Source organism: Streptomyces naganishii JCM 4654, assembly GCF_014650575.1.
Classification (GTDB): Bacteria; Actinomycetota; Actinomycetes; order Streptomycetales; family Streptomycetaceae; genus Streptomyces; species Streptomyces naganishii.
The window spans coordinates 461,528-484,233 of record NZ_BMVF01000004.1 but is presented as its reverse complement, the minus strand read 5'-3'; the positions used below and the strand labels follow the sequence as shown (position 1 = coordinate 484,233).

At 74.1% G+C, this 22,706-nt stretch carries 22 protein-coding genes; 10 read left to right on the top strand and 12 right to left on the bottom strand.

Features of this window, described 5'->3' with window-relative positions:
* Together IE217_RS10180 and IE217_RS10175 are read right to left on the bottom strand one after the other, a co-directional pair.
* On the bottom strand, nucleotides 1–699 hold a 699-nt coding region (locus tag IE217_RS10180; RefSeq protein ID WP_190177397.1), incomplete at its 3' end, for a maltotransferase domain-containing protein.
* Nucleotides 700–801: 102 nt separating this feature from the next.
* Nucleotides 802–1,119: a DUF5133 domain-containing protein gene (locus tag IE217_RS10175; RefSeq protein WP_190177396.1), complete on the bottom strand. Its 318-nt coding sequence runs from the start codon at nucleotides 1,117–1,119 to the stop codon at nucleotides 802–804.
* A 353-nt stretch (nucleotides 1,120–1,472) separates the two neighbouring features.
* On the opposite strand from IE217_RS10175, the gene IE217_RS10170 reads away from it, so the two are divergent.
* Together IE217_RS10170 and glgX are read left to right on the top strand one after the other, a co-directional pair.
* A complete protein-coding gene (locus tag IE217_RS10170) occupies nucleotides 1,473–1,985 on the top strand; it encodes a pep a2 (protein ID WP_190177395.1) in 513 nt (170 codons plus the stop codon).
* Entirely contained in the window at nucleotides 1,982–4,135 is a 2,154-nt protein-coding gene (gene glgX, locus IE217_RS10165; protein WP_190177394.1) for a glycogen debranching protein GlgX, read from the top strand. The genes IE217_RS10170 and glgX overlap by 4 nt, the downstream gene beginning before the upstream one ends.
* 715 nt (nucleotides 4,136–4,850) lie before the next feature.
* Here the strand turns inward: glgX and IE217_RS10160 are convergent.
* Both IE217_RS10160 and IE217_RS10155 read right to left on the bottom strand, forming a co-directional pair.
* Nucleotides 4,851–5,654 (bottom strand): VOC family protein, encoded by an 804-nt coding sequence (locus IE217_RS10160; RefSeq protein WP_190177393.1) that lies wholly within the window; start codon nucleotides 5,652–5,654, stop codon nucleotides 4,851–4,853.
* 379 nt (nucleotides 5,655–6,033) lie between these two features.
* A complete protein-coding gene (locus IE217_RS10155; protein ID WP_190177392.1) occupies nucleotides 6,034–6,825 on the bottom strand; it encodes a SigB/SigF/SigG family RNA polymerase sigma factor in 792 nt (263 codons plus the stop codon).
* Between the two features lie 417 nt (nucleotides 6,826–7,242).
* Here IE217_RS10155 and IE217_RS10150 point away from each other — a divergent pair, with 417 nt between their 5' ends.
* The 4 genes from IE217_RS10150 (at nucleotide 7,243) to IE217_RS10135 (ending at nucleotide 10,190) form a co-directional block, all read left to right on the top strand.
* A complete protein-coding gene (locus tag IE217_RS10150; protein WP_190177456.1) occupies nucleotides 7,243–7,713 on the top strand; it encodes a MarR family winged helix-turn-helix transcriptional regulator in 471 nt (156 codons plus the stop codon).
* Entirely contained in the window at nucleotides 7,710–8,597 is an 888-nt protein-coding gene (locus IE217_RS10145; protein ID WP_190177391.1) for an ATP-binding cassette domain-containing protein, read from the top strand. Before IE217_RS10150 ends, IE217_RS10145 begins: the two co-directional genes overlap by 4 nt.
* Entirely contained in the window at nucleotides 8,557–9,417 is an 861-nt protein-coding gene (locus IE217_RS10140; RefSeq protein ID WP_190177390.1) for an ABC transporter permease, read from the top strand. Before IE217_RS10145 ends, IE217_RS10140 begins: the two co-directional genes overlap by 41 nt.
* Before the next feature lie 242 nt (nucleotides 9,418–9,659).
* Entirely contained in the window at nucleotides 9,660–10,190 is a 531-nt protein-coding gene (locus IE217_RS10135; RefSeq protein WP_190177389.1) for a hypothetical protein, read from the top strand.
* A 47-nt stretch (nucleotides 10,191–10,237) separates the two neighbouring features.
* Here the strand turns inward: IE217_RS10135 and hemC are convergent, their stop codons facing one another.
* Both hemC and IE217_RS10125 read right to left on the bottom strand, forming a co-directional pair.
* Entirely contained in the window at nucleotides 10,238–11,173 is a 936-nt protein-coding gene (gene hemC / locus IE217_RS10130) for a hydroxymethylbilane synthase (protein ID WP_190177388.1), read from the bottom strand.
* Between the two features lie 89 nt (nucleotides 11,174–11,262).
* Nucleotides 11,263–12,261 carry an ATP-dependent DNA ligase gene (locus tag IE217_RS10125; protein ID WP_190177387.1) on the bottom strand — a complete coding sequence of 333 codons (999 nt, stop codon included), beginning with the start codon at nucleotides 12,259–12,261 and terminating at the stop codon, nucleotides 11,263–11,265.
* Nucleotides 12,262–12,397: 136 nt separating this feature from the next.
* On the opposite strand from IE217_RS10125, the gene IE217_RS10120 reads away from it, so the two are divergent.
* Entirely contained in the window at nucleotides 12,398–12,778 is a 381-nt protein-coding gene (locus IE217_RS10120; RefSeq protein WP_190177386.1) for a DoxX-related protein, read from the top strand.
* On the top strand, nucleotides 12,775–13,251 hold the full coding sequence (locus IE217_RS10115) for a peroxiredoxin (RefSeq protein WP_190177385.1): 477 nt from the start codon (nucleotides 12,775–12,777) through the stop codon (nucleotides 13,249–13,251). The genes IE217_RS10120 and IE217_RS10115 overlap by 4 nt, the downstream gene beginning before the upstream one ends.
* Before the next feature lie 15 nt (nucleotides 13,252–13,266).
* Here the strand turns inward: IE217_RS10115 and IE217_RS10110 are convergent, their stop codons facing one another.
* Nucleotides 13,267–13,884: a DNA polymerase ligase N-terminal domain-containing protein gene (locus tag IE217_RS10110; protein ID WP_190177384.1), complete on the bottom strand. Its 618-nt coding sequence runs from the start codon at nucleotides 13,882–13,884 to the stop codon at nucleotides 13,267–13,269.
* A 47-nt stretch (nucleotides 13,885–13,931) separates the two neighbouring features.
* Nucleotides 13,932–14,762 (bottom strand): aldo/keto reductase, encoded by an 831-nt coding sequence (locus tag IE217_RS10105; protein WP_190177383.1) that lies wholly within the window; start codon nucleotides 14,760–14,762, stop codon nucleotides 13,932–13,934.
* A gap of 145 nt (nucleotides 14,763–14,907) precedes the next feature.
* Between IE217_RS10105 and IE217_RS10100 the strand changes: the two genes are divergently transcribed.
* Entirely contained in the window at nucleotides 14,908–15,900 is a 993-nt protein-coding gene (locus IE217_RS10100; RefSeq protein ID WP_229865191.1) for a TauD/TfdA dioxygenase family protein, read from the top strand.
* 65 nt (nucleotides 15,901–15,965) lie between these two features.
* Here IE217_RS10100 and IE217_RS10095 read toward each other — a convergent pair whose 3' ends face one another.
* The 4 genes from IE217_RS10095 to IE217_RS10080 form a co-directional block, all read right to left on the bottom strand.
* Nucleotides 15,966–17,468 carry a metallophosphoesterase family protein gene (locus IE217_RS10095; RefSeq protein ID WP_190177381.1) on the bottom strand — a complete coding sequence of 501 codons (1,503 nt, stop codon included), beginning with the start codon at nucleotides 17,466–17,468 and terminating at the stop codon, nucleotides 15,966–15,968.
* A gap of 90 nt (nucleotides 17,469–17,558) precedes the next feature.
* Nucleotides 17,559–18,752, bottom strand: coding sequence for a glycoside hydrolase family 64 protein (locus IE217_RS10090; protein WP_229865177.1), 1,194 nt, complete (start codon nucleotides 18,750–18,752; stop codon nucleotides 17,559–17,561).
* 110 nt (nucleotides 18,753–18,862) lie between these two features.
* A complete protein-coding gene (locus IE217_RS10085; RefSeq protein WP_190177379.1) occupies nucleotides 18,863–19,618 on the bottom strand; it encodes a dienelactone hydrolase family protein in 756 nt (251 codons plus the stop codon).
* Nucleotides 19,619–20,038: 420 nt separating this feature from the next.
* Nucleotides 20,039–20,659, bottom strand: coding sequence for an L-threonylcarbamoyladenylate synthase (locus IE217_RS10080; RefSeq protein WP_190177378.1), 621 nt, complete (start codon nucleotides 20,657–20,659; stop codon nucleotides 20,039–20,041).
* Between the two features lie 305 nt (nucleotides 20,660–20,964).
* Here IE217_RS10080 and IE217_RS10075 point away from each other — a divergent pair, with 305 nt between their 5' ends.
* Nucleotides 20,965–22,482 carry a helix-turn-helix domain-containing protein gene (locus IE217_RS10075; protein WP_190177377.1) on the top strand — a complete coding sequence of 506 codons (1,518 nt, stop codon included), beginning with the start codon at nucleotides 20,965–20,967 and terminating at the stop codon, nucleotides 22,480–22,482.
* Nucleotides 22,483–22,706: the final 224 nt, after the last annotated feature.

Below are 22,706 nucleotides of genomic sequence, written 5' to 3'. Positions count from 1 at the left end.
GGCGGCGGTGGTGAAGGTGCCGTGCGGCTGCTCGGGGGTGCCCTCGGAGCGGGGGAAGAATTCGTACCAGGAGCCGAACAGGGCGCGTTCGCGCTCGACCAGCAGGGGCAGCGGCTCGGAGGCGGTGACCAGCTCGCGCAGCGGATGGCGGGCCAGCACCGCGCCCACCTCCGGCGTCAGCGCCGCCGCAAGACGGGTCATCACCGGCAGCGTGTCGTCCTGCACCGAGCGCACCGCGTCGAGCACCGTCCGCCGCCCCGGCCCCTCGGGCACCCCGGCGGCCGCCCTGGCCAGCAGCTCCGCGCCCTCCTCCAGCACCAGCCCCGCGTCGATGCCGGCCGGCACCTTGATGCCGGCCGTGTGCCGCCAGGTGGCGACCGGATCGCTCCAGGCCTCCACGTGGAACGTCCAGTGCCCGGGCGCGTCCGGCGTGACCTCCGCGCCCCAGCGGTCGGTGCCGGGGGCCAGCTCCCGCATCGGCGTCCGGGGACCCGGCCGGCCCTCCGGATCGCACAGGACGACGCCCGCGGCCACGGCGTCGTGGCCCTCCCGGAAGACGGTGGCGGTGACCTCGAACGTCTCGCCCACGACCGCCTTGGCCGGGCGCCGGCCGCACTCCACCGCCGGGCGCACGTCCCGGACCGGGATGCGGCCGGTGGGACGGGTCGGACTCAGGGCCGGACGCGGGGTCGGACTCATGGGTGTCACCTCCAGTGTGCTCGAGGCCGGGCTCGCGCCCGGCCGGGAAGGGGTTCTGCTCGGTCCAGCCCGGTCCTGCTCGCTCCTGCTCGGCGAGCGCGGCTACCGCCCGGCGGGGGAGCGCCGCTCCGCCCCGCGGCCCGGAGACTTCGGCCGGCCCCTGCGGGCCATGGCGGCCACATGCGGCCGGGCGGCGTTCTGCTCCCGCAGGTAGGTCACCAGCGTGGTCCGCAGATAGCGCTCGGCGGCGTCCGCGGCCTCCCGCGCGCACCGCTTGCCCATCAGCACGCACAGCGTGTAGCCCGAGTCCTCGAAGGTGGCCCGCACCCGGCGGTCGTCGGGCGACGCGAGCATCGCGCGTTCCCAGGCCCGGTAGCGCCGCAAGTGCCGTGCGACTTCGGTTTTGGCGGGTAGCAGCATGGCGCCGTTCACCTTTCGATGAGCGCTCGAAGGGCACGTCTCCCGACAGTCGGGGCGGTCACCGCGCACGCGTGGCACGGGTCCCGTTCACGGCGCTCGAGACCTTCACTCATGGTGCACGTTCAACGACTCACCGTCCTGTTGGATCTTCAACCAGCCGGAAGGCCGTACGCACTCGCGTCCCGGCGCCGGTTCCCGCCCGCCACCTGCTCGTGTTGCACGAATGGCGTAGTGCGCTCAGTGTGGGATCTGACTCAGAGGCAACAGGTGCTCACGCTTCGTACTCGGGGGCTGAGCCCACAAGGGCCCATGGCAGCCGCAGCGCGAGCCACGCCGGTGAGGAGCCAACGACAATGAAGACCGCAGTGCCCTGCTACTACCACCTCGACGTGGAAGTCAGCCCGGAACGGGTCGGTCAGGTCAGGCGCATCCTGGCCGCTCACCTACGGTTCTGGGATCTCGAGGACCTCGTCGAACCCGTGTGCGGCGGTGCCGAGATGCTGCTGAAGGCCATCGACGAGCACGCCCGGGACAAGCACACCTCCATCGAGATGTGGTGGACCGGGCAGCACCTCATCACCGCCGTCGGGGAGAACAACCACGACCTGCGCCCCGACCAGGACCTGCGCAGCTGCCTGGCGCGCATCGCGGCGACGAGCGACGGCTGGGGCTGCTGCGCCTCCGAGACCGGCAGCAAGGTCATCTGGTTCTCGCAGCGGGCCCGCGCCGGGGTGCGCGTCCCGCTGGTGCCGAAGGCGCCCTCCCCGACCCTGCGCGAGGGCCTGAAGACGCCCCGCGCCGTGCCGGTGACCGCGCTCGCCTCACCGCTGTGCGCCCCCGAGGCCGTCCTGGAGGACGCCCGGTGACGGCGCGCAGACACCGCAAAGGGGTACCCGCCCCCACCCCGCCGGTGTGGAGCGGGTACCCCTATCCGCTGGGCGCCGCCTACGACGGGCAGGGCACCAACTTCGCCCTGTTCAGCGAGGTCGCCGAACACGTCGAACTCGTCCTCGTGGACGACGGCGGCGCCCACCGCACCGTGCCGCTGACCGAGGCCGACGGCTTCGTGTGGCACGGCCGCCTGCCCGGTGTCGGTCCGGGCCAGCGCTACGGCTACCGGGTGCACGGACCCTGGCACCCGGCCGCCGGCCATCGCTGCAACCCGAGGAAACTGCTCCTGGACCCGTACGCCACCGCCGTGGACGGGCGGCTGGACGACCACCCCTCGCTCTACGAACGCGCCCCGCACGGTCCCGACCCGGCCGACAGCGCCGGGCACACCATGCTCGGCGTGGTCACCGACCCGTTCTTCGACTGGGGCGACGACCGCCCGCCCCGCCGTACCTACTCCGACACCGTCATCTACGAGGCCCACGTGCGCGGGCTGACCCGCACCCACCCCGACGTGCCGCCCGAACTGCGCGGCACCTACGCCGGGCTGGCGCACCCCGCGGTCCTCGAGCACCTGACCTCGCTGGGCGTGACGGCGGTCGAACTGATGCCCGTGCACCAGTTCGTGCACGACGGGGTGCTCCAGGGGCGGGGCCTGTCCAACTACTGGGGCTACAACACCATCGGCTTCTTCGCGCCGCACAACGGCTACGCCGCCCACGGCACGCGGGGCGAGCAGGTCGCCGAGTTCAAGTCGATGGTCAAGGCGCTGCACGCGGCCGGGCTCGAGGTGATCCTCGACGTGGTCTACAACCACACCGCCGAGGGCAACCAGAAGGGCCCCACCCTGTCCTTCCGGGGCATCGACAACGCCTCGTACTACCGCCTGGTCGACGGCGACTGGGCGCACTACTACGACACCACCGGCACCGGCAACAGCCTGCTGATGCGCCACCCCTACGTGCTCCAGCTGATCATGGACTCGCTGCGGTACTGGGTCACCGAGATGCACGTCGACGGGTTCCGCTTCGACCTCGCGGCCACGCTGGCACGGCAGTTCCACGAGGTGGACCGGCTCTCGGCGTTCTTCGACCTGATCCAGCAGGACCCGGTGATCAGCCGTGTGAAGCTCATCGCCGAGCCGTGGGACGTCGGCGAGGGCGGCTACCAGGTGGGCAACTTCCCGCCGCTGTGGTCGGAGTGGAACGGCATGTACCGGGACGCCGTACGGGACTTCTGGCGCGGCGAGGAGCACACGCTCGGCGAGTTCGCCTCCCGGCTGACCGGGTCCTCCGACCTGTACGCCCACAACCGGCGCCGTCCGCGCGCCAGCGTCAACTTCGTGACCGCGCACGACGGTTTCACGCTGCGCGACCTCGTGTCGTACAACGACAAGCACAACGAGGCCAACGGGGAGGACAATCAGGACGGCGAGAGCGTCAACCGCTCCTGGAACTGCGGTGCGGAGGGCGAGACCCGCGACCCCGGGGTCCTCGAACTGCGGGCCCGCCAGCAGCGCAACTTCCTCGCCACGCTGCTGCTGTCGCAGGGCATCCCGATGCTCTCCCACGGCGACGAGCTGGGCCGCACCCAGGGCGGCAACAACAACGCCTACTGCCAGGACAACGAGGTCTCCTGGGTCGACTGGCGGCTGAGCGACGAGCAGCGGGAGCTGGCCGACTTCACGCGACACGTCATCGGCCTGCGCGCCGCCCACCCCGTGCTGCGCCGCCGCCGCTTCTTCCAGGGCGAGACCGCGACCCGTGACGACCAGCCGCTGCCCGACCTGGTGTGGCTGCGGCCGGACGGCCGCGAGATGACCGACGACGACTGGCAGCGCTCGGACGCGCACTCCGTGATGGTCTTCCTCAACGGGGACGCCATCGCCGAACCCGACCCGCAGGGCCGCCCCGTGACGGACGACTCGTTCCTGCTCCTCCTCAACGGCTACTGGGAGCCGGTCGACTTCCGCCTCCCCGGCCCCGCCTACGGCGACCGCTGGACCACCCTGATCGACACCGCCGAACCCCAGGGCCCCCCGGACGAGCGCGAGCACAAACCCACCAGCCGGCTGAAGACCGAACCCCGAAGCCTGGTCCTTCTCTCCCGCCCCCCGCACACCTGACCGCACGACGCTGCCCGTCGCGGGACGGGCGGCTCCCGCGGCCCCCGTGGGGGTGAGCGGCTGCCGCGCGGGGGCCCGGCGACGGGGGCCGTGATCACACCGGGCCCGGCGGCAGGGGGCCGCGATCACGCACCGGGCCTGGCGGTACGGCGGACCACTGGCGCTCGGTGCGCCGAGGGGACCGGCATACGTGGGTCGCGGTCTTCGGGCGACACCGAGGCCGGAGGCGCCAGGCACCGGGTGCCTGCCGGTGCGTGGCACCGCCCCGGGGCGCCCGCGCGCGGGCGGCAGCCGTGCGCGGGCGTCGGCTGTCCGCCGCTCCGCCGCAGTGCGGAGCGTTCGGCCGCACGGCGGCGCCCGCGGGGCCACCGGCACCGCGTGTCCGGCCGCGGGCCTCGGCGTCGGCCTCCGCCCGGTGCCGTCATGCGGGGCGGCCGATGTTCCGAGGTGCGTGGATGGAAGGGCGGCCGCGTTCGGGCGCCGGGCCCAGTCGCCTGCCGGCGCGCGGCACTGCCTTCGGGGCCACGCGCACGGTGGGCAGCCGCCGGACGGTAACCGTGTGCGGGCGCCGGCGCCGGACGTCTGCGGGTGCCCGGCTCGCCTGCGAGCCCGCGCGCGCTGCGCCCAGCCGGGCCGATGCGCGCGGCGCGCAGCCCCTCGGGCCGCCGTGGGACCGGCGGGGCCGAGGGCCGGCTGCGGGGGTACCCCCGTGACGTCAGCGTTCCTGTCGGGACGTGACCGTGAACTGGGCGCCGTCCGCGTCGCGGAGGATCGCTTCCGCGGGGGACTCGCGCAGGACGCTGCCGCCGTGGGCCTCGGCGGCCCGGGCGCAGGCGGCCACGTCGGCGACGCGGAAGTGGATCTGCCAGTGCGGCCGGATCGTCGGGTCGGGCGCCGCCTCCAGAGCGCCGGACTCGATGCGGGCCACGACCTCGCCGTGGCTGCGGAGCACGACCTCGTTGGCCTCGTAGCGCACCTCGCAGCACCCCGGCAGCTCCGAGGCCCAGTCCAGGACCTCGCCGTAGAAGATCGCGGCGTCGAAGGCGTCGCGCGTGTGCAGCCGGATGAACGCCGGTGCGGCCTTGCGCCAGGTCTCCCAGTCGGTGAAGAGCTCGCCCTCCCAGATGCCGAAGGTCGCACCGTCCCGGTCGGCCAGCAGGGCGGCCCGCCCGGGCGGGAACGAGATCGGCCCGACCGCGGCCGTACCGCCGCGTTCCTGCACCCGCGAGACCGCCTCGTCGGCGCTGGGCACCGCGAAGTACGGCGTCCAGGCGACCGCCATCTGCCACATGGACGCCACCGCCGCGATCCCCGCCACCGGCGCCCCGTCCGCCAGCGCGATGCGGAAGCGGTCGCCGAGCTTGGCCGAACGCCACTCCCAGCCCAGCACGGCCTGGTAGAACTCCTCTGTCGCCTCGAGGTCGCGGCTGGTCAGGCTCACCCAGCAGGGCGCGCCGCACACCGAGTGCGTCGAGACGACGTCGGTCGTACGGCGGGAGGGCGTCGAGTCGTCGTTCATGGCACGTCCTGGTCTAGTCGGCCGGCCGGGAACCGGTCTCGGACCAGTGTCGGGCCGGAACCCCCGGGGCGCCTGCCGAGTACCCTGCGGGCGCCGCCGAAACGGCACCGCCGCCCGCCCGCGCCGCCGCACCCGCCCCGGCAACGCGGGGCCGAGCCGGCACAGGGCCGCCCGGGTGACGACGACGGTCCCCCGTGGGGCGCGCACGGCACGACCCCGCGCCCGAGCCCGGCCCCGCCGCCGTCCCCGGCGACGTGACCGCCGGGCGGGTGCGCGAGCGGCTCGCGGAGGAGGTCGCGCCGGCCCTCGTCCGGGGCCGCAGCACTGGCGAACTGCCCGCCGCGATCCGCACGGAACTCCAGGAAGCCCCGGCCCCGCCTCAGCCGGTCTCCGCCAGCAGCTCCTCGCGCAGTTGCGCGAAGCAGCCGCTGAGCAGGCGGGAGACGTGCATCTGGGAGATCCCCAGCTGCTGCGCGATACGGCTCTGCGTCATGCCGCGGAAGAACCTCAGGTAGAGGATCGTCCGCTCACGCTCGGGCAGCGCCTCCAGGCACGGCCGTACGGCCACCCGGTCCACCACCAGGTCGTAGCGCGGGTCCGCCTCGCCCAGCCCGTCGCCGAGCGCGTACCCCTCCGTCCCCGGCACCTCCGCCTCCAGCGACAGCGCCGCGAAGCAGTCCAGGGCCTCCATGCCGGTGCGTACGTCGCTCAGGCTCAGGTCGGCGTACTCCGCGATCTCCGCCACGGTCGGCGCCCGCCCGGGCGTGGTCTGCGCCAGCTCCTTCGCCGCGCGCCGCACCCGGTTGCGCAGGTCCTGGACCCGGCGCGGCACGTGCAGCGTCCACATGTGGTCGCGGAAGTGCCGCTTGATCTCGCCGGTGACCGTCGGCACGGCGTACGCCTCGAACGCGTAGCCGCGCGCCGGATCGTAGTGGTCGACGGCCTTGACCAGGCCGAGCGCGGCCACCTGGTACAGGTCCTCCAGCGCCTCGCCGCGCCCGCGGAACCGGACCGCGATCCGCTCCGCCATGGGCAGCCAGACCTGGACGAGCTCGTCGCGCAGCGCCTTGCGCTCGGGCCCGTCGGGCAGGCCCGCGAGCCGTTCGAACGCCTCGGCGGTGTCGGGTGCGTCGTCGTGCGGGTGGGACTTGGTTCTGCCGGTGGTACGCATGCGCTGCGCCTCCCTCAGCAGGTGCTGGATGGACGGACATCACGGGAGGCGCGCGGCGAGGCCCGCGATGAGGAAGACGGGTCCGGCGCGGCGGCTCCCCAGGACCTGCCCCGGTCCGAAGCACTGGAAAACGGATTCCCGAAGTCGGCGATTCCAAGAGATTTTCGATAACGCGGTGAGCAATGCGGAGGCGGTATGCGACCGCATGAATCTCAATTGTCGACCGAACTCGGAAGAGCTGCCACCGCAGTAAATGCTGCGCATTTCAATGACTCGCCGAATGCCCTTGATTCCGGGCCGGTCGGCGCTCGAATGCCGCCCGGGTGCGAAGGCTTGACCGTCCCTTGGGGGGCATTACCTCTGCTACAGAGGTAATCTCGGCGCGTGGACACGGATCGCACGGACACTGGCACGGACCTGGACTCGGAGGCGGGCCGCCGGGAGGGCTTTCCCGAGGAGCTGGCCGACGCGCTCGTCGGCGTGCAGCGGCTGATCCGGCGCCGGCTGCGCGCCGGGCTGACCGTGGCACGGCTGCGCGGCGCCGAGGTCGAGCTGCTGCGCCTGGTCGAGACCCGACCCGGCATCGGCGTCTCGGAGGCGGCCAAGGAGCTGCACCTGGCGGGCAACTCCGTGTCGACGCTGGTCAACCGGCTGGTCCGGGACGGACAGCTCGTCCGCGAGACCGACCCCGCCGACCGCCGGGCCGCCCGCCTGCTGCTGACCGGCGCGGCCGAGAGCCGCCTGCGGGACTGGCGGGAGCGGCGCGCCGCCCTCGTCCGCCACCAGGTGGACCGCCTCGGCGAGGCCGACCGCGAAGCGCTGCGCGCGGCCCTGCCCGCCCTGCGCCGCCTGGCCGAGAACCTGCGCGAGGAGGCGGACCGCCCATGACCCGGAACACCACCGCCGACCGCCCTGACGGCCAGGCCCCCGGAGCCGTCACCGACGCCGTCACCTGCGCCGGCCTCGCCTACTCCTTCGGCGGGATGCGGGCCGTCGACGGGCTGGATCTGTCCGTCGGGGCCGGTGAGGTGTTCGGGCTGCTCGGGCCGAACGGCGCCGGCAAGACCACCGCGATCCGGTGCATCACCACGCTCCTGCCGGTCCCCGCCGGCATGGTCCGCGTCTTCGGCCACGACGCCGCCGTCGACCGCATGGCGGTGCGCCGCCTGCTGGGCTACGTCCCCCAGCAGCTGTCCGCCGACGCCGCGCTCACCGGCCGGGAGAACGTGGCCCTGTTCGCCCGCGTCTTCGACGTGCCCCGCCGCGAACGCGCCGCCCGGGTGGCCCAGGCCCTGGCCGCCGTCGACCTCGCCGACGCCGCCGACCGGCTGGCGAACACGTACTCCGGCGGCATGGTGCGCCGGCTGGAGCTGGCCCAGGCGCTGGTCAGCGCTCCCCGCCTGCTGATCCTCGACGAGCCGACCATCGGCCTGGACCCGATCGCCCGTACCGGCGTGTGGGAGCACATCAACGCGGTCCGCGCGGCCACCGGGATGACCGTACTGGTCACCACGCACTACATGGACGAGGCCGACCAGTACTGCGACCGCGTCGGGCTCATGCACCGCGGCCGTATCCGCGCCCTCGGCACCCCGGCCGAGCTGCGGCGCGGGCTTGGCGAGCGCCGCCGCGCACAGGGCGGGGCGGCCACCGACGCGCTGCCCACGCTGGAGGACGTCTTCCGCGACGTGGCGGGCAGCGGCCTCGACGACACCTCAGGAGACTTCCGCGATGTCCGAAGCACCCGCCGCACCGCCCACCGCGTCGGCTGACCCCGGCGGGGCCGTCGGCATCGGCCTCCTGCTGCGCCCGCCGCAGCCCCGCGCGGGATGGCGGCTGCTGCCCGCGCGGGTCGTCGCCATGTGCGCGGTGGAACTGCAAAAGCTCCGCCACGACCGCACCGAGCTCTACACCCGCGCGATCCAGCCCGCCCTCTGGCTGCTGATCTTCGGCCAGACCTTCACCCGCATCCGGGCGATCCCCACCGGCGGCATCCCCTACATCGACTTCATGGCGCCCGGCATCATCGCCCAGTCCGCGATGTTCATCGCCATCTTCTACGGCATCCAGATCATCTGGGAGCGCGACGCCGGCGTGCTCAACAAGCTGCTGGTCACGCCGACCCCGCGCTCGGCCCTGGTCACCGGCAAGGCGTTCGCGGCCGGGGTGAAGTCGCTGATCCAGGCGCTCGTCGTCATCGTGATCGCCGCCCTGCTCGGCGTCGCGCTGACCTGGAACCCGCTGCGGCTGCTCGGCGTCGCCGCGGCCGTGGTCCTCGGCTCGGCGTTCTTCTCCTGCCTGTCGATGACCATCGCCGGCATCGTCCTCAGCCGCGACCGCCTCATGGGCATCGGACAGGCCATCACCATGCCGCTGTTCTTCGGCTCCAACGCCCTGTACCCGGTCGCCGTCATGCCCGGCTGGCTCCAGGCCGTCAGCCGGGCCAACCCGCTCAGCTACCAGGTCGACGCCCTGCGCGGCCTGCTCCTGGGCACCCCCGCGCACCTGGCCGCCGACTTCGCCGTCCTCGTGGTGGCCGCCGCCCTCGGGATCACCGCCGCTTCCGGGCTGCTCGGCCGGCTGGCCCGCTGACGGCGGCCGCCGGGGCCGCCCCGGCAAAAACCGGCCACCCGTCCCGCCGCCGGACCCGTACGGACGTGATGTGCGGCACGCCCGCCGCGATCGCCGTGACGGCCCGTCGCCGGATTTCTCCAGCGCACGGCTTGATCACCGATCAAAGAGGGTGAATTCCCTGGCCACGGTGCATTACGCGCATTTGACAGTGCGCTCGGCGCACAGATAGGAAGCAGCTCTTGGAAGTCGAGAGGTGCAGCGTGTACGAGCCCAACGTGGTCGGGGACTGGCAGGAGTACGACGAGCATGCCGGTCTGCGGGTCCGCGTCCACCGTCTGGAACAGGCCGAGCCGCCGCGCGGACGCGACGACGCGGCCGAGGGGCTGACGTACTTCCGGCTCCGGGTCACCGTCGAGAACCGCGGCACCCGGCACTTCGGCATCCACCTCGAGGACGGGCAGATCGACGTGCGGATCGGCCCCGACGGGGAGGGCGCGTTCGTCGACTGGCGCAACTCGCAGTTCGTCGAGGGCTTCGACGTCCACCCGCTGCGCCGGGCCACCGCCGTGCTCTACGCCGCCGGCCCCGAGGCCGCCCTGTCGCAGATCGACGTCCAGGTGCAGCTGCGCGTCGACGACGAGTGGTGCGACCGCCGGCTGTGGACCGGCGGCATCGGTGTGCACGAGGAGGCCATCGGGGCGGGTGCGCACTGCCCGGGCGGCCCGGGCGGCCTCGCGCACCAGGTCAGCAACTTCCTGCGCGACCAGGCCGAGCCGGGCGCCACCGGCTGACCGCCCGCACCACGGCGCGCCGCCGGCTTCCGCCCGGCGGCCCCGCCTCAGTGCGGGATGCCGTCGATGATCTCGCGGGCGCCCTGCCGCAGCAGGGCCACGGCGACCGAGGTGCCGAGCGTGGCCGCGTCCAGCCGGCCGGCCCACTCGTGGGCGTTCAGCCGGGTCTTGCCGTCGGGGGTGAACACGCAGGCCCGCAGGGAGAGTTCGCCGCCGCGGTCCACGCGCGCGTACCCCGCGATGGGGCTGTTGCAGTGGCCCTGGAGCACGTGCAGGAACATCCGCTCGGCGGTGGCCTCGCGGTAGGTGTCGCGGTCGCCGAGCGCGGAGACCGCCTCGATCAGCTCGGTGTCGCCCTCGCGGCACTGGAGCGCGAGGATGCCCGCGCCGATCGGCGGCATCATCGTCTCCGGGGACAGCACCTCGCTGATCATGTCCTGGCGTCCGATGCGCTCCAGGCCGGAGACCGCGAGCAGCAGCGCGTCGGCGTCCCCGGCGGCGAGCTTCTCCAGCCGCCGGTTGGCGTTCCCGCGGAACGGCACGCACCGCAGGTGCGGATGGGTCGCGGCCAGCTGGGCGACCCGGCGTACCGCCGACGTGCCGATCCTGGTGCCGGCCGGAAGCCGGTCGAGGGTGAGCCCGTCCGGGTGAACGAGGGCGTCGCGGACGTCGTCGCGCTTCAGGAACGCGGCGAACGTCGTCCCGGCCGGCAGCGGCCGGTCGGCGGGCACGTCCTTCAGGCAGTGCACCGCGAGATCCGCCTCGCCGGCCAGCAGCGCGGCGTCCACCTCCTTGGTGAACGCCCCCTTGCCCTCGACCTTCGACAGATCGCCCAGCCACTTGTCGCCGGTGGTCCGCACCGGTACGACCTCGGTGCGCACCCCCGGGTGCGCTGCGGCCAACTCGGCACGGACGCGCGCCACTTGAGCCAGCGCCATGGGCGAGTCACGGGAGACGACACGGATCAGCTCGGGCACGGACATGCGGGACACGATAGACCTTGGCCACCCCCTGGCGTGACCGGTCCCGACACGCACCGCGCACGGGCCCCGCGCCCGGGCGTCCCGCGGACTCAGCCGCTCGCGTCGCGGTCGGGCAGGTCCTCCGGCAGGTCCGCCGCCGCGTCCTCGGGGGCGAGGTCGGGGCGGAGGCGGAGCCAGGAGGGCTGGCGCAGCATCCCGGCCCGGGTACGGACGCTGTAGCGGACCTCGCCGACCAGCCGGGGCAGCACCCAGCGCGCCCCGCGCGCCGCCGGTACGGGGTCGAAGGGGCACGCGTCGCTCGCCAGGGCCGCCAGCAGCCCCGCCAGCTCCTCCCGCTCCGCCTCGCTCCAGCCGGTGCCCACGCTGCCGACGTAACGCAGCCGGCCGCCCGCCCGCTGGCCCACCAGCACCGCGCCCGGCAGTCCGGTCAGCCGGCCCTTGCCCGGCAGCCAGCCGCCCACCAGGACGTCCTCGCTCGCCATGTTGCGGATCTTGATCCAGGCCCGGGAGCGCACCCCGGGTTCGTAGACCGAGTCCAGCCGCTTGCAGACCAGCCCCTCCAGGCCGTGCTCACGGGTGGCCGCCAGCGCCTCGGCGCCGTGCCCGACGATCGCCCCGGGCGTCGACCAGTACGGCCCCGAGAGCTCCAGCCCCGCCAGCCGCTCGCGGCGCCCGGCGTAGGGCAGCCGGACCAGCCGGCGTCCCCCGAGGTACATCAGGTCGAACAGCACCAGGTGGACGGGCACCTGGGCCGCCCGGCGCGCCGCACGCGCGGGGGCGTGGGCCAGGCCCATGCGGCTCTGGAGCAGCTGGAAGTCGGCGCGGCCCTCCTCGTCCAGGGCGAGCACCTCGCCGTCCAGGATCGCGGGCGTGGCGCCCAGGATCCGGCCGAGGGGGCGCAGCTCGGGGTAGGCGGCGGTGATGTCCTCCCCGGAGCGCGCCCGCAACAGCAGACCGCCGGCGCCGTCCAGGTAGGCGACCACACGCTGGCCGTCCTGCTTGGTCTCGTACGCCCAGCGCGCGTCCTGCGCGGCGGGCGGCAGCGTGCCGGGCGTGGCGAGCATGGGCGCGATGAGGGGGAGGGTCACGGCTGGAATGTCGACGTGACGACTTCTCGGCAAGCCTCCTCGCGGCCGGTTTCCCCGGAACGGGTGCCCACTCGGCGGCGACCGCGTACTTACCGTCCAGTAGGATCGCGCGGCAGATCACCCACGAGGAGGAACCGTGCCGCGGTCCGAACGCTCGTCCCTGCTGCTCGCCGGCCTGCTGGCCACCGCGGGAGCCGCCCACTTCGCCGCGCCCCGCCAGTTCGACGGGATCGTCCCGCGCGCCCTGCCGGGCAGCGCCCGCGCCTGGACCTACGCCAGCGGCGCCGCCGAACTCGCCCTGGCCGCGGGCGTCGCCCTGCCCCGGACCCGCAAGGCGGCCGCCCTCGCGACGGCGGCCTTCTTCGTCGGCGTCTTCCCCGCGAACGTCAAGATGGCCGTGGACTGGCGCCGCCGCCCCGCACCGCAGCGCGCGGTCGCCTTCGGACGGCTGCCCCTCCAGGTCCCCCTGGTGCTGTGGGCCCGGGGCGTCGCCAAGAGCGCGGAGAGCCGGGCGTGAGCGCCCCGGTCAAGGCGGGCGACACCGTCGAGGACTTCGCGCTGCCCGACGAGACGGGCGCCGTGCGCACCCTGAGCGGACTGCTCGCCGACGGGCCGGTGGTGCTGTTCTTCTACCCGGCCGCCCTCACCCGCGGCTGCACCGCCGAGGCCTGCCACTTCCGGGACCTGGCCGCCGAGTTCGCGGCCGTGGGCGCCCGGCCCGTCGGCATCAGCGGCGACCCGGTGGAGCGCCAGCGGGAGTTCACCGGCCGGCACGGACTCGGCATGCCGCTGCTGTCCGACGCGGACGGCGCCGTACGGGAGCGGTTCGGGGTGCTGCGCGGCTTCTCGCCGGCGCCCACCAGGCGGGCCACCTTCGTGATCGCCGAGGACCGCACGGTACTGGAATGCGTCCGCAGCGAACTGCGCATGAACAGCCACGCCGACCGGGCCCTCGCCGCGCTGCGCGCCCGCGGGGCCCACCGCGGCTGACACGCCCCGGTCACCTCACTCCTCGCCGCCCTCGGCCGCCACCTGGGCGAGGGTGCGGCCGGTGCGGACGGAGCGTGCCCGGCGCGGATCGGGCGTGCCGTGCCCGCCGACCGGGCCGCCGCCGGCCTTGCGCACGAGCAGCCACGCCTCCTCCTCCCCGTCGTCCCGGCCGCCCTTGAAACGGGTGAGCGCGTACTCGCCGTGCAGCTTGGAGCCGCGCAGCCGGAAGGTGGCGTGCCCGTGCTCCAGCGACTCGGCGAAGTCGACGGGCCGCCCCCGGCGGTCGTGGCTCAGGGGCTCGTACGTGCCCCGGTCCCACACGATCACCGTGCCGCCGCCGTACTCGCCCGCGGGGATCACGCCCTCGAAGTCCTCGTACTCCAGCGGATGGTCCTCCGTGGGCACGGCGAGCCGTTTGTCGTGCGGGTCGCCGGAGGGCCCCTTCGGCACCGACCAGGACCTCAGCACGTCGCCCACCTGGAGCCGGAAGTCGAAGTGCATCCGCCGCGCGTCGTGGATCTGCACCACGAACCGGGGCTCCGGCCCGGGCGTGTCCCGCCGTCCCGACGGCTCCCGCGTCCGCCCGAAGTCCCGCTTGCGCCGGTACTCCCGCAACCGCTCGTCCCCGGCCACGCGAACCACCTCCCTCACGCCCCCGGCCCTCCGGGTACCCGGCCCGGTCAGAACTCCTCGTGGGTGTCCGGGTCGCCGCCGAGGCGCTGCGGCGGATCGAGAACGAGGGCCTGGAGCTGGGCCGGGGTGAGCTCGAAGCCGAGGACGTCCAGGTTCTCGCGCTGCCTGACGGGGTCGGAGGACTTCGGGACCGGGACCGCGCCGAGTTGGGTGTGCCAGCGCAGGACCGCCTGGGCGGGGGTCACCCCGAGGGCCCCGGCCACCTCCAGGACCGCGGGATCCTCCAGCAGGCGCGAGCCGCGGCCCAGCGGGCTCCAGCTCTCGGTGCGTACGCCCTTGTCCTCGTGGAAGGCGCGCAGCTCCCGCTGCGGGAGCAGGGGGTGCATCTCGACCTGGTTCACGGCGGGCAGCACCCCGGTCTCCTTCTCCAGCCGCTCGATGTGCTCGCGGGTGAAGTTGGAGACGCCGATCGAGCGCACCAGCCCGTCCTCGCGGAGCCTGATCATGGCCTTCCAGGACTCCACGTACCTGCCGACCCGGGGCAGCGGCCAGTGGATCAGGTACAGGTCCACCCGGTCCAGGCCGAGCCGCCGCCGGGACTCCTCGAAGGACGCGAGGGTCTCCGCGTACCCGTGGTGCCGGCCGGGGAGCTTCGTCGTCACGACGATCTCCTCGCGCGGGACGCCGGAGCCGGCGATCGCGCGGCCCACCCCCGTCTCGTTGCGGTAGTTGACCGCCGTGTCGATCAGGCGGTAGCCGATGCCGAGGGCGTCGCGCACGGCGCGTTCCGCCTCGGCGTCGTCCATCGGCCAGGTGCCCAGGCCGATCGCGGGGAGGTGGGTGCCGTCGTTCAGGGTGTGCGCCGGGATGCCGATCACGGTGTGCCTTCCCGTTGACTGTGCCGTACGGCCAGTATCCCGACGCCTCGCCCCGGGCGCCGAACGCTGTCACGATCTTCTGGAGGCGGAACGGTCACCGAGGCAGGTGCGGGAGGCGCGCATGACGGCGGACACGGGCACGGGCATGGACGCGGACGCGGGTACGGACGCGGCGGGCACGGACGCGGCGGACGCCGGCCGGACCGGAGGGATCGGGGTGCACCCGGTCGCCGGGCACATCGGCGCCGAGATCACCGGGGTGGACCTCGCCGACGGCCCGGACGAGGCGCAGGTCGCCGCGATCCGCGCGGCGGTGCTGCGCTGGAAGGTGGTCTTCTTCCGCGGACAGCGGCTGGACCACGCGGGCCATGTGGCGTTCGCCCGCCGCTTCGGCGAACCGGTGGTGCTGCGGCGGCGCGGCGGCGCCTCGCCGGCGGACGTGCCCGAGATCGAGACCACCGCGGACCGCCTGGAGCTCGGCGGGCGGTTCGGGATGGACCACGAGGAGTGGCTGAGCCGGCGCCGGCACACGCTGCTGCGCGGCTGGCACTGCGACCACGGAGCGCGCGTCGACCCGCCCGCCGCGACGATCCTGCGCGCCGAGACCGTCCCGCCCTACGGCGGCGACACCACCTGGTCCAACCTGGCCGCCGCGTACGCCGGCCTCTCCGCCCCGGTGCGCGCCTTCGCCGACGGGCTGCGCGCCGAGCACCGGCTCGGCGTGGGCTACCGGATGCGCCCGGGCGAGGACGCCTACGTCCGTCACCTGATGGGGCATCAGATCGCCACCGTGCACCCGCTGGTGCGCGTACATCCGGAGACGGGGGAGCGGCTGCTGTTCGTCAACGGCTACTACGTCGAGCAGATCGAGGGTCTCTCACGCCCGGAGAGCGCGGCCGTCCTGGACATGCTGCTGGAGCAGGCGGTCCGGCCGGAGTACACCGTCCGCTTCCGCTGGGAGCCGGGCAGCGTGGCCTTCTGGGACAACCGGGCCGTCATCCACCTCGCGCCCAGTGACAACGCCCACCTCGGCCACCCGCGGATCATGCACCGGGTGATGCTCGCCGGGGAGGTCCCGGTGGGGGTGGACGGCCGGCCCTCGCAGGCCGTCACGGGCAGCGAGCCGGGCCGCTGGTGACACCGGCCGCCCGTCCCCGAAGGGCCTCGCGAGGGGCCTCGCGGCCCTGGTCCCGCCCGCGCCGGTCACACCAGCGGGACGGTCACCTCGTCCTCGACGGGCGGGTCGAGTTCCTGGGCGAGGTTGCCGGTGGCCGCGAAGCAGCGCAGCCGGATCGCCTCCGGGGTGACGTCCAGCCGCAGGAAGGACTTGAAGAAGGGCGGGCTGTAGGTGGCCGAACCCGGTGAGAACAACTGGGTGTAGACCTTCCGCACGGGCAGGCGGAGGCGGGCCCGGCGGTCCGGGCGCCGGCCCGCCCCGAGCAGGCTCGCCACCAGCCGGATTCGCCGGGTGACCCGCACCGGTTTGCCCGGGCTGCGCACCGGCGGCACGCCGATCCGCTCGGCGACGACGGCCATCGCCTCCGCCTCGGTGAGCGTGAAGAGGCGGGGCAGCCGCAGCCGGCGCCCGTACAGGCGGCTGTAGAAGGCGAGGGAGTCGCCGCGCAGTGGGTAGCAGCGGAAGTCGGTCTCGCCGACGCCGCCCACGGACACGCGCGGGATGGTGTGCGTGGCGTGCATGAACGCGCCGCCGCCCCCGGAGACGACGTACTGGATCGTGCGCCCGCCCACCTTCACCGGGTAGCGCTGGTAGTTGTGGATGTCGCCGCCGATCGCGGCCACGTAGTGGTGCGCCGGGTCGCGGACGATCTCGTCGACGGTGCCGCCGCCCTCGACCGGGCAGGGGTGGTGCTCGCCGTCCACGTACAGGGGGGAGCCGGTGAGGAGGATCTTGGGCCGGGGGCCCCGCGACACCTCCCGCAGCCAGGCGCCCTGTTCGGCGTCGATCGTGCCCAGCAGACCGGTGTCGATCCCGACGATCCGCACGGGTCCGGCGTCGATCGCCCAGTACGGCCCCGGCTGGACGGCCCGCTGGCCGGGTGCCGAGCGCAACTCCCGCGCCTCGGCCAGACGTTGCTCGTCGGCGGGGCGCGGCCGGTGCCACAGCAGGGCCCGCCACCAGTCGCGGCCGAGCGGCCGGGGCCTCGGCTCGGGCGGCAGCGCCGGGGCGTCCCCGCAGAAGACCCGCATGAAGCCGCCCAGATCCTCGTACCAGTCGTGGTTGCCGGGTATCGCGTACAGCGGCGCCGGGTAGTCGCGGTACGGGCGGAAGAACTTGGTGCCGTAGTCGTCGGTGCTGCCGACCGGGTAGATCACGTCACTGGTGATCACTCCGAACGACGTGCCCTGACTCACCTTCAGGAACCCGGGCACGACGGCGTACTGGGACTCGTCGCCCTCGCCGGTGTCCCCGATCACCATGAAGGAGAACCGGTCCGCCTCCTCGCGCCGGATCACCTTGTCGGCGGGCGCCCCGGCGGCCGCGCGCTCGGCCACCCAGCGGGCACGGGTGCGGCCCGTCGGATCGCCGAACCAGGACGCGACCACGCCGTTGCGGGCCGCCCACAGGGTCCGGGGGTCCAGCCAGGACAGCTTCCTGACCCGGCCGGGCAGCAGCTTGCGGTACGTGCCGGGTTCGGCGGCGGTCCAGCCGGCGCCTTCGACGGTATCGCGCGAGGAGTCAGACACGCCGTGCACCGTAACAACGATCTTCGCCCGCCGACGAGTTGGGGGTCCGGTGACGCACGCCGCCACCGGACCCGTCAGGGGACTGCGCCGCTAGCTCAGGGGGTCGAGGGTGAGGTAGCCCTGCTGGGGTGCGCTGTCGTGGACCAGGGACTCGTGGTCGCCCACGTCGTCGAAGGGGAACGCATAGGCCTTGGAGTCGGCCATCCGCTCGTGGATGATCCGCGCGTAGTGGTTGGTCACCGGGTCCTGGTAGAAGCCGGCGGTGGAGGTGTCCGGCTGGTTGGGGTTTACCAGCAGGGTCGAGCGGTTGAAGCCGGCGCACAGGGTGCGCGAAATCGGCCCGCGCACCTGGTCGTTGGGGGCGTCCAGCAGTTTGTGGCAGCCGAGGATGCTGTCCGCGTCAGGTTTCTGGAAGCTGGTGACCACGGCGCCGGAGGCGTTGGTGAAGTTCATGACGTTGCCCGAGACCCGCCCGTAGTACCTGGTGCCCGGCTGGTCGGCGAAGGGCGTGACCGTGAGGGTGGCCGTGGCGTACTTCTGCCAGACCCGGTTGACGTAGTCGTCGAGGACGCCGGCCGGCAGCGCGCCGGTCTCCAGGCCGTGCCCGGGGGACAGCGCGCGCAGCACGGTGCCGTCGGACCGGGTCTGGATCAGGCCGCCCCAGCCGCCGGACTGGGCCCGCAGCGCACTGAACACGCCGTTGTAGCCGCCGGACTTGAGATGGCCGGTGCTCACCGTGCTCCCGTCGGCGCGCTGCACGCCCACCGCGTAGGGCACGGAGAACATGTCCACTTGGGTGCTGTTGAGCCACAGACCGGAGTTGTCGTACGTGAACTCCGACCAGTTGAACTGGATGTCGCGGTTGGGGTCGCTCGGGTTCTGCACCGCGGGCTGCACCAGGCCGCCGGTGGTCAGCTTGAACACGAGCTTCTGGCCGTAGGAGAAGTAGATCCGGCCGGAGAACTTCGGGATCCGGATGGTCGTGGACTGCCCGGCGGCCGGGCCGGGGATCGAGGCGTCCGGGGCGGGCGTGGGCGGGTTGCCGCCGGCGGGCCAGGGGTGGAAGGCGCCGCCGGCGTCCGCCCAGCCCTGCTGACCGGTCGTCAGCGACGTGCCGAGGTCGTAGAGGTAGACGGGCCGGCCGAGGCCCGAGTTGTTGGTGATCTTCAGTGGGATCGTGTCGGGCGTCGCGGCCTCGGCCGGCGCGGGGGCGCCGAGTCCGAGCAGCGCACCGACGAGGGCCGCGGCTCCCGTCGTCGCCAGAACCTTGAGTCTTGCGAGCACGCTCCACCTCCGGTGGGGTCGGGGTACGGGTCGGGGTTGGTCCGTACCTGAAGTGAGAGCGCTCTCAGAGTCGCGCCGGGGCGCGTCCATGTCAATGAAGGCGACCGAGGTCAGAAGGTGCGGCGGAGCAGGTCGAGCAGCGCCGACCAGTGGCACTCGTCGGCCTCGCGGTCGTACGCGTCCGTGTCGGCCTGGGTGAACCCGTGCCGCGCGCCGGGGTAGACCTCGCAGCGGTGACGCACGCCCGCCGCCGAGAGAGCGTTCTCCAGGCGCTCGATCTGCTCGGGCGGGAGTGACGGGTCCTGGTCCGCGTGCCCGAAGTACAGCTCGGCCTCGACCTGCCCGGCGACCAGGTGGGGGCTGTCCGGGGCGTCGGTGGCCAGCCGCCCGCCGTGGAACCCGGCGGCAGCCGCGACCCGGTCCGGGTACGCACCGGCGGTCAGCAACGACAGCCGGGCGCCCATGCAGTACCCGGTGACCGCCACCGGCCCCTCGGCGACCAGCGGATGGCCGGCCAGGAAGTCCAGGTACGCGCCCGCGTCGCGCCGCGCGAGGTCGGGCGTGAGGGACTGGACGAGCGGGGCGACGCGCGCGAAGACGTCCGGCCGCTCGGACAGGTCGATGAACTCGGGGAGTTCCACGACGGGCGCGCGCCCGTGCCGGTAGAAGACGTTGGGCACCAGCACGGTGTGGCCGGCCGCCGCGATCCGGTCGGCCATCGACCTCAGGTGCGGGCGCAGGCCGAAGGCGTCCTGGTAGAGCAGCACGCCCGGGTGGGCGGCGCCGTCCGAGGGACGGGACAGATACGCGTCGGCGGTGCCGTCCCCGGTCGGGATCTCGACGGACTCTCCCTGTACGGCGGTCACGGCGGGCTGCCTTCCTGCTCGGTCACCGGTGAGAGCCTCACCGGCGTGCGGGTGCGGGTGCGATGCGGTCGGCCCGGCGGGGTCGGGGCCACTGGGGCGGACCTGCCGGCCGGGTGGGCGGATCATGGTCATGGTGCCATGTGGGGCCCCCGGGGCCTTACTCGTGCCGTGGGGCGGTTCGCGCCTCGCCGCAACTGCCGGGCCGGCGGGGTGTCACCCGCGCTGCGTGGTCGCTCGGGCATCGCCCGTACGGCGGGGCCGCCGCCCCGTTCCTCGCCCGTACTGCCGGGCCGCCGCCCGAGCCTCGTCCGTGCTGCGGGGCCGCCGCCCGCGCCCCGCCCGTACTGCGGGACCACCGCCCGGACCTCGCTCGTGCTGCGTGGCCGTCGAGACCCCGCCCGTACTGCCAGGCCGCCGGGCTTACTCGAAGCGGGAGGTGTCGCCCGCTCCCCTTCGTACGATCTCGGCCTCTCCGCCGGAGAAGTCGATCACCGTCGTCGGCTCGGTGCCGCAGTCGCCGGAGTCGACCACCGCGTCCACCACGTGGTCGAGCCGGTCCTTGATCTCCCAGCCCTGTGTCATCGGCTCCTCCTCGTCGGGCAGCAGCAGCGTGCTCGACAACAGGGGCTCGCCGAGCTCCGTGAGCAGGGCCTGGGTGACGACGTGGTCCGGGATGCGCACCCCCACCGTCTTCTTCTTGGGATGCTGCAGCATGCGCGGCACCTCCCGGGTCGCCGGGAGGATGAAGGTGTAACTGCCGGGCGTCGACGCCTTGATGGCGCGGAAGACGTCGTTGTCGATCCGGACGAACTGGCCGAGCTGTGCGAAGTCCTGGCACACCAGGGTGAAATGGTGCCGGTCGTCCAGGTGCCGGATCGCGCGGATCCGCTCCACGCCCTCCCGGTTGCCGAGCCCGCAGCCGAGGGCGTAGCAGGAGTCGGTCGGATACGCGATCAGCGCCCCCTCGCGCACGCTGTCCGCGATCTGCCGGACCGCACGCGGCTGGGGGTTGTCGGGGTGCACGTCGAAGTACTTCGCCATTCACCGAGCTTATGCCGTGCGGCGCCGGTCCCCGGACACCGGCGGGGCGGCCCGCGAACTTTGTGGCGTACTCCGCGCATCCCGGGGAAGCAGAGCTGTGTACCGCTCGGGTGCTGTCCCCCCGGCTCCGGGCGTCGCGGCTTCGCCGGCCGGTCACCTCCCCCCGTGAACCGTCGGCGAAGCCGCCTTCTCGCCGCCGGGTGCGGCACCCGCGCCGCCGCCCGGCCCCGGGCCGCCGGCACCCCCTGGTAACGTCCCGGACGGAGAACAGCGAGGTCAACGCGACGGACTGGGAGAGGGCCGACATGGCCGGCCGGGAGGACGGGGAGGCAGGGGCGCGGCGGAGCGGAAGCCGCGAAGCCGCCTGGGCGGAGGAACTCCTCGACCAGTTGAGGCCCGCGGGGCGCGATGTGCGCAAGGTCGTGGCGTGGCTCGCCGGGTCCGTGGGAGGAACGGCCTGCCTCCTCGACGGCGGCGGCGCCCTCCTCGCCGGCGAGCCGGTCGGCCTCGACGACGAGCTGGTGGCGGACGTCCTCGCCGGCCGCCTGGCGTCGGCGGCGTTGCAGGAGGGCGAACGGCATCTGCGCCTCGTGCGCGTCGGCGCCCCGCACCCGACCGCCGCCGGAGTGCTGGCCGTCGCCCGGCCCACCCCCTTCGACCGGCACGGCGCCGAGCTGGTCACCCGTACGGCAGCGGTGGTCGAACTGCTGCTGCGGGCCCACGAGACGGCCAGTGCCGGGCGCCGGCTCGAACGGGCGACCGCGGCGCTGCGGCTGGCGATCCTGCAACTGCTCATGGTGGAGGACACCGTCTCGGCCCGCCGGGTGGCCGCGGGGCTGTGGCCCGGCCTCCTGGACGCGGACACCGCGCGTGTGTACGTCGTGCAGGGGCACCGCGACGAGCGTGACCGGCTGGCCGCCGACTGCCTGGACGCCACCGGCGGGCGGGCGCTGGTGGTGCTGTGCCCGGCGGACGACGAGCACGTGATCGTGGTCGCCCCCGGCCGGGGCGGCGGCCACGGCGCCGGCGACGCGCTGCGCGCCCTCGTCGCCGCGTGCCCCGGAACCTACCTCGGCGGCAGCGCCCGGCACGGCCTCGCCCGTACGGCGACGGGGTACGCCCAGGCCGTGAGCGCGCTGGCGGTGGCCCGGTTCAGCCCGGACGGCGCGGCGATGTACGCCGAACGCACCCACCCCGAGCGGCTGATGGACCCCGAGGCGCTGCACGCCTGGTCCACCCGGCTGCTGCGGCCGCTGGACGCGCTGCCGCACCACACGCGCGCCGAACTCCTCGCCACCACCCGGCTGGGCCTGGAGTTCACCGCGGTCGCGGCCGCGCGCATCCTCGGCGTGAGCCGCAACACGGTGCGCGCCCGCATGGAGCGCGCCGAGCAACTCCTGGGCGCCGACCTGTCCCGCCTCACCGTACGAGCCGCGGTCCACCTCGCCCTGAACACCCAGGCATCCCAGGACCGCGCCCCCGAACGGTCCAGGGGCGATCGCGCCGTACGGTTCCCCGACCTGCTCGCCGGACCCGCGCTGCGCGCCTGGGCCCAGGAACTGCTCGGGCGGCTGACGGCCGACGCGCGGGACCTGCGGGGCACCCTGCGTGCCTGGATCGCCGCCGGGGGCAACGCCGAGCGCGCCGCGGACCTGCTCGGAGTGCACGCCCAGACCGTGCGCGAGCACGTGCGCGCCGCGGAGCCCGTCCTCGAACGCCGGCTCCTGGCCACGGGCAGCGACCAGTACGAGGTCGTCCTCGCCCACCTGGCCGTGGGCGACCTGGAGCCGCCGGACCTCGGCGGCGAATCCCGGCCGGGATGAACGAGGACGTTCCGGACGCACCTGTGCACGGATGAGTCCTTCGCACGGCCGAAAGAGCACCGGCGCGGTACCCGCCGCGTGGTCGCGGCGCGTACGTTCGACGGGCCGCGGGCCGTCGGTGCGCCGCGGCTGCGGAGGCGGGACCGGAACGGGGGACCGGTCCAGCCTCCGTCCGCCGCCCGCGGAGACCCGCGGCAGGTGAAGCACGGACGTACGCGGCTTCC

Excerpts from the sequence above, each read along its gene's own strand:
- hemC (WP_190177388.1), bottom strand. The coding sequence starts at position 11,173 with ATGTCCGTGCCCGAGCTGATCCGTGTCGTCTCCCGTGACTCGCCCATG.
- IE217_RS10160 (WP_190177393.1), bottom strand. The coding sequence starts at position 5,654 with ATGAACGACGACTCGACGCCCTCCCGCCGTACGACCGACGTCGTCTCG.
- IE217_RS10140 (WP_190177390.1), top strand. The coding sequence starts at position 8,557 with ATGTCCGAAGCACCCGCCGCACCGCCCACCGCGTCGGCTGACCCCGGC.
- IE217_RS10145 (WP_190177391.1), top strand. The coding sequence starts at position 7,710 with ATGACCCGGAACACCACCGCCGACCGCCCTGACGGCCAGGCCCCCGGA.
- IE217_RS10170 (WP_190177395.1), top strand. The coding sequence starts at position 1,473 with ATGAAGACCGCAGTGCCCTGCTACTACCACCTCGACGTGGAAGTCAGC.
- IE217_RS10100 (WP_229865191.1), top strand. The coding sequence starts at position 14,908 with ATGGACGCGGACGCGGGTACGGACGCGGCGGGCACGGACGCGGCGGAC.
- IE217_RS10080 (WP_190177378.1), bottom strand. The coding sequence starts at position 20,659 with ATGGCGAAGTACTTCGACGTGCACCCCGACAACCCCCAGCCGCGTGCG.
- IE217_RS10075 (WP_190177377.1), top strand. The coding sequence starts at position 20,965 with ATGGCCGGCCGGGAGGACGGGGAGGCAGGGGCGCGGCGGAGCGGAAGC.
- IE217_RS10155 (WP_190177392.1), bottom strand. The coding sequence starts at position 6,825 with ATGCGTACCACCGGCAGAACCAAGTCCCACCCGCACGACGACGCACCC.
- IE217_RS10175 (WP_190177396.1), bottom strand. The coding sequence starts at position 1,119 with ATGCTGCTACCCGCCAAAACCGAAGTCGCACGGCACTTGCGGCGCTAC.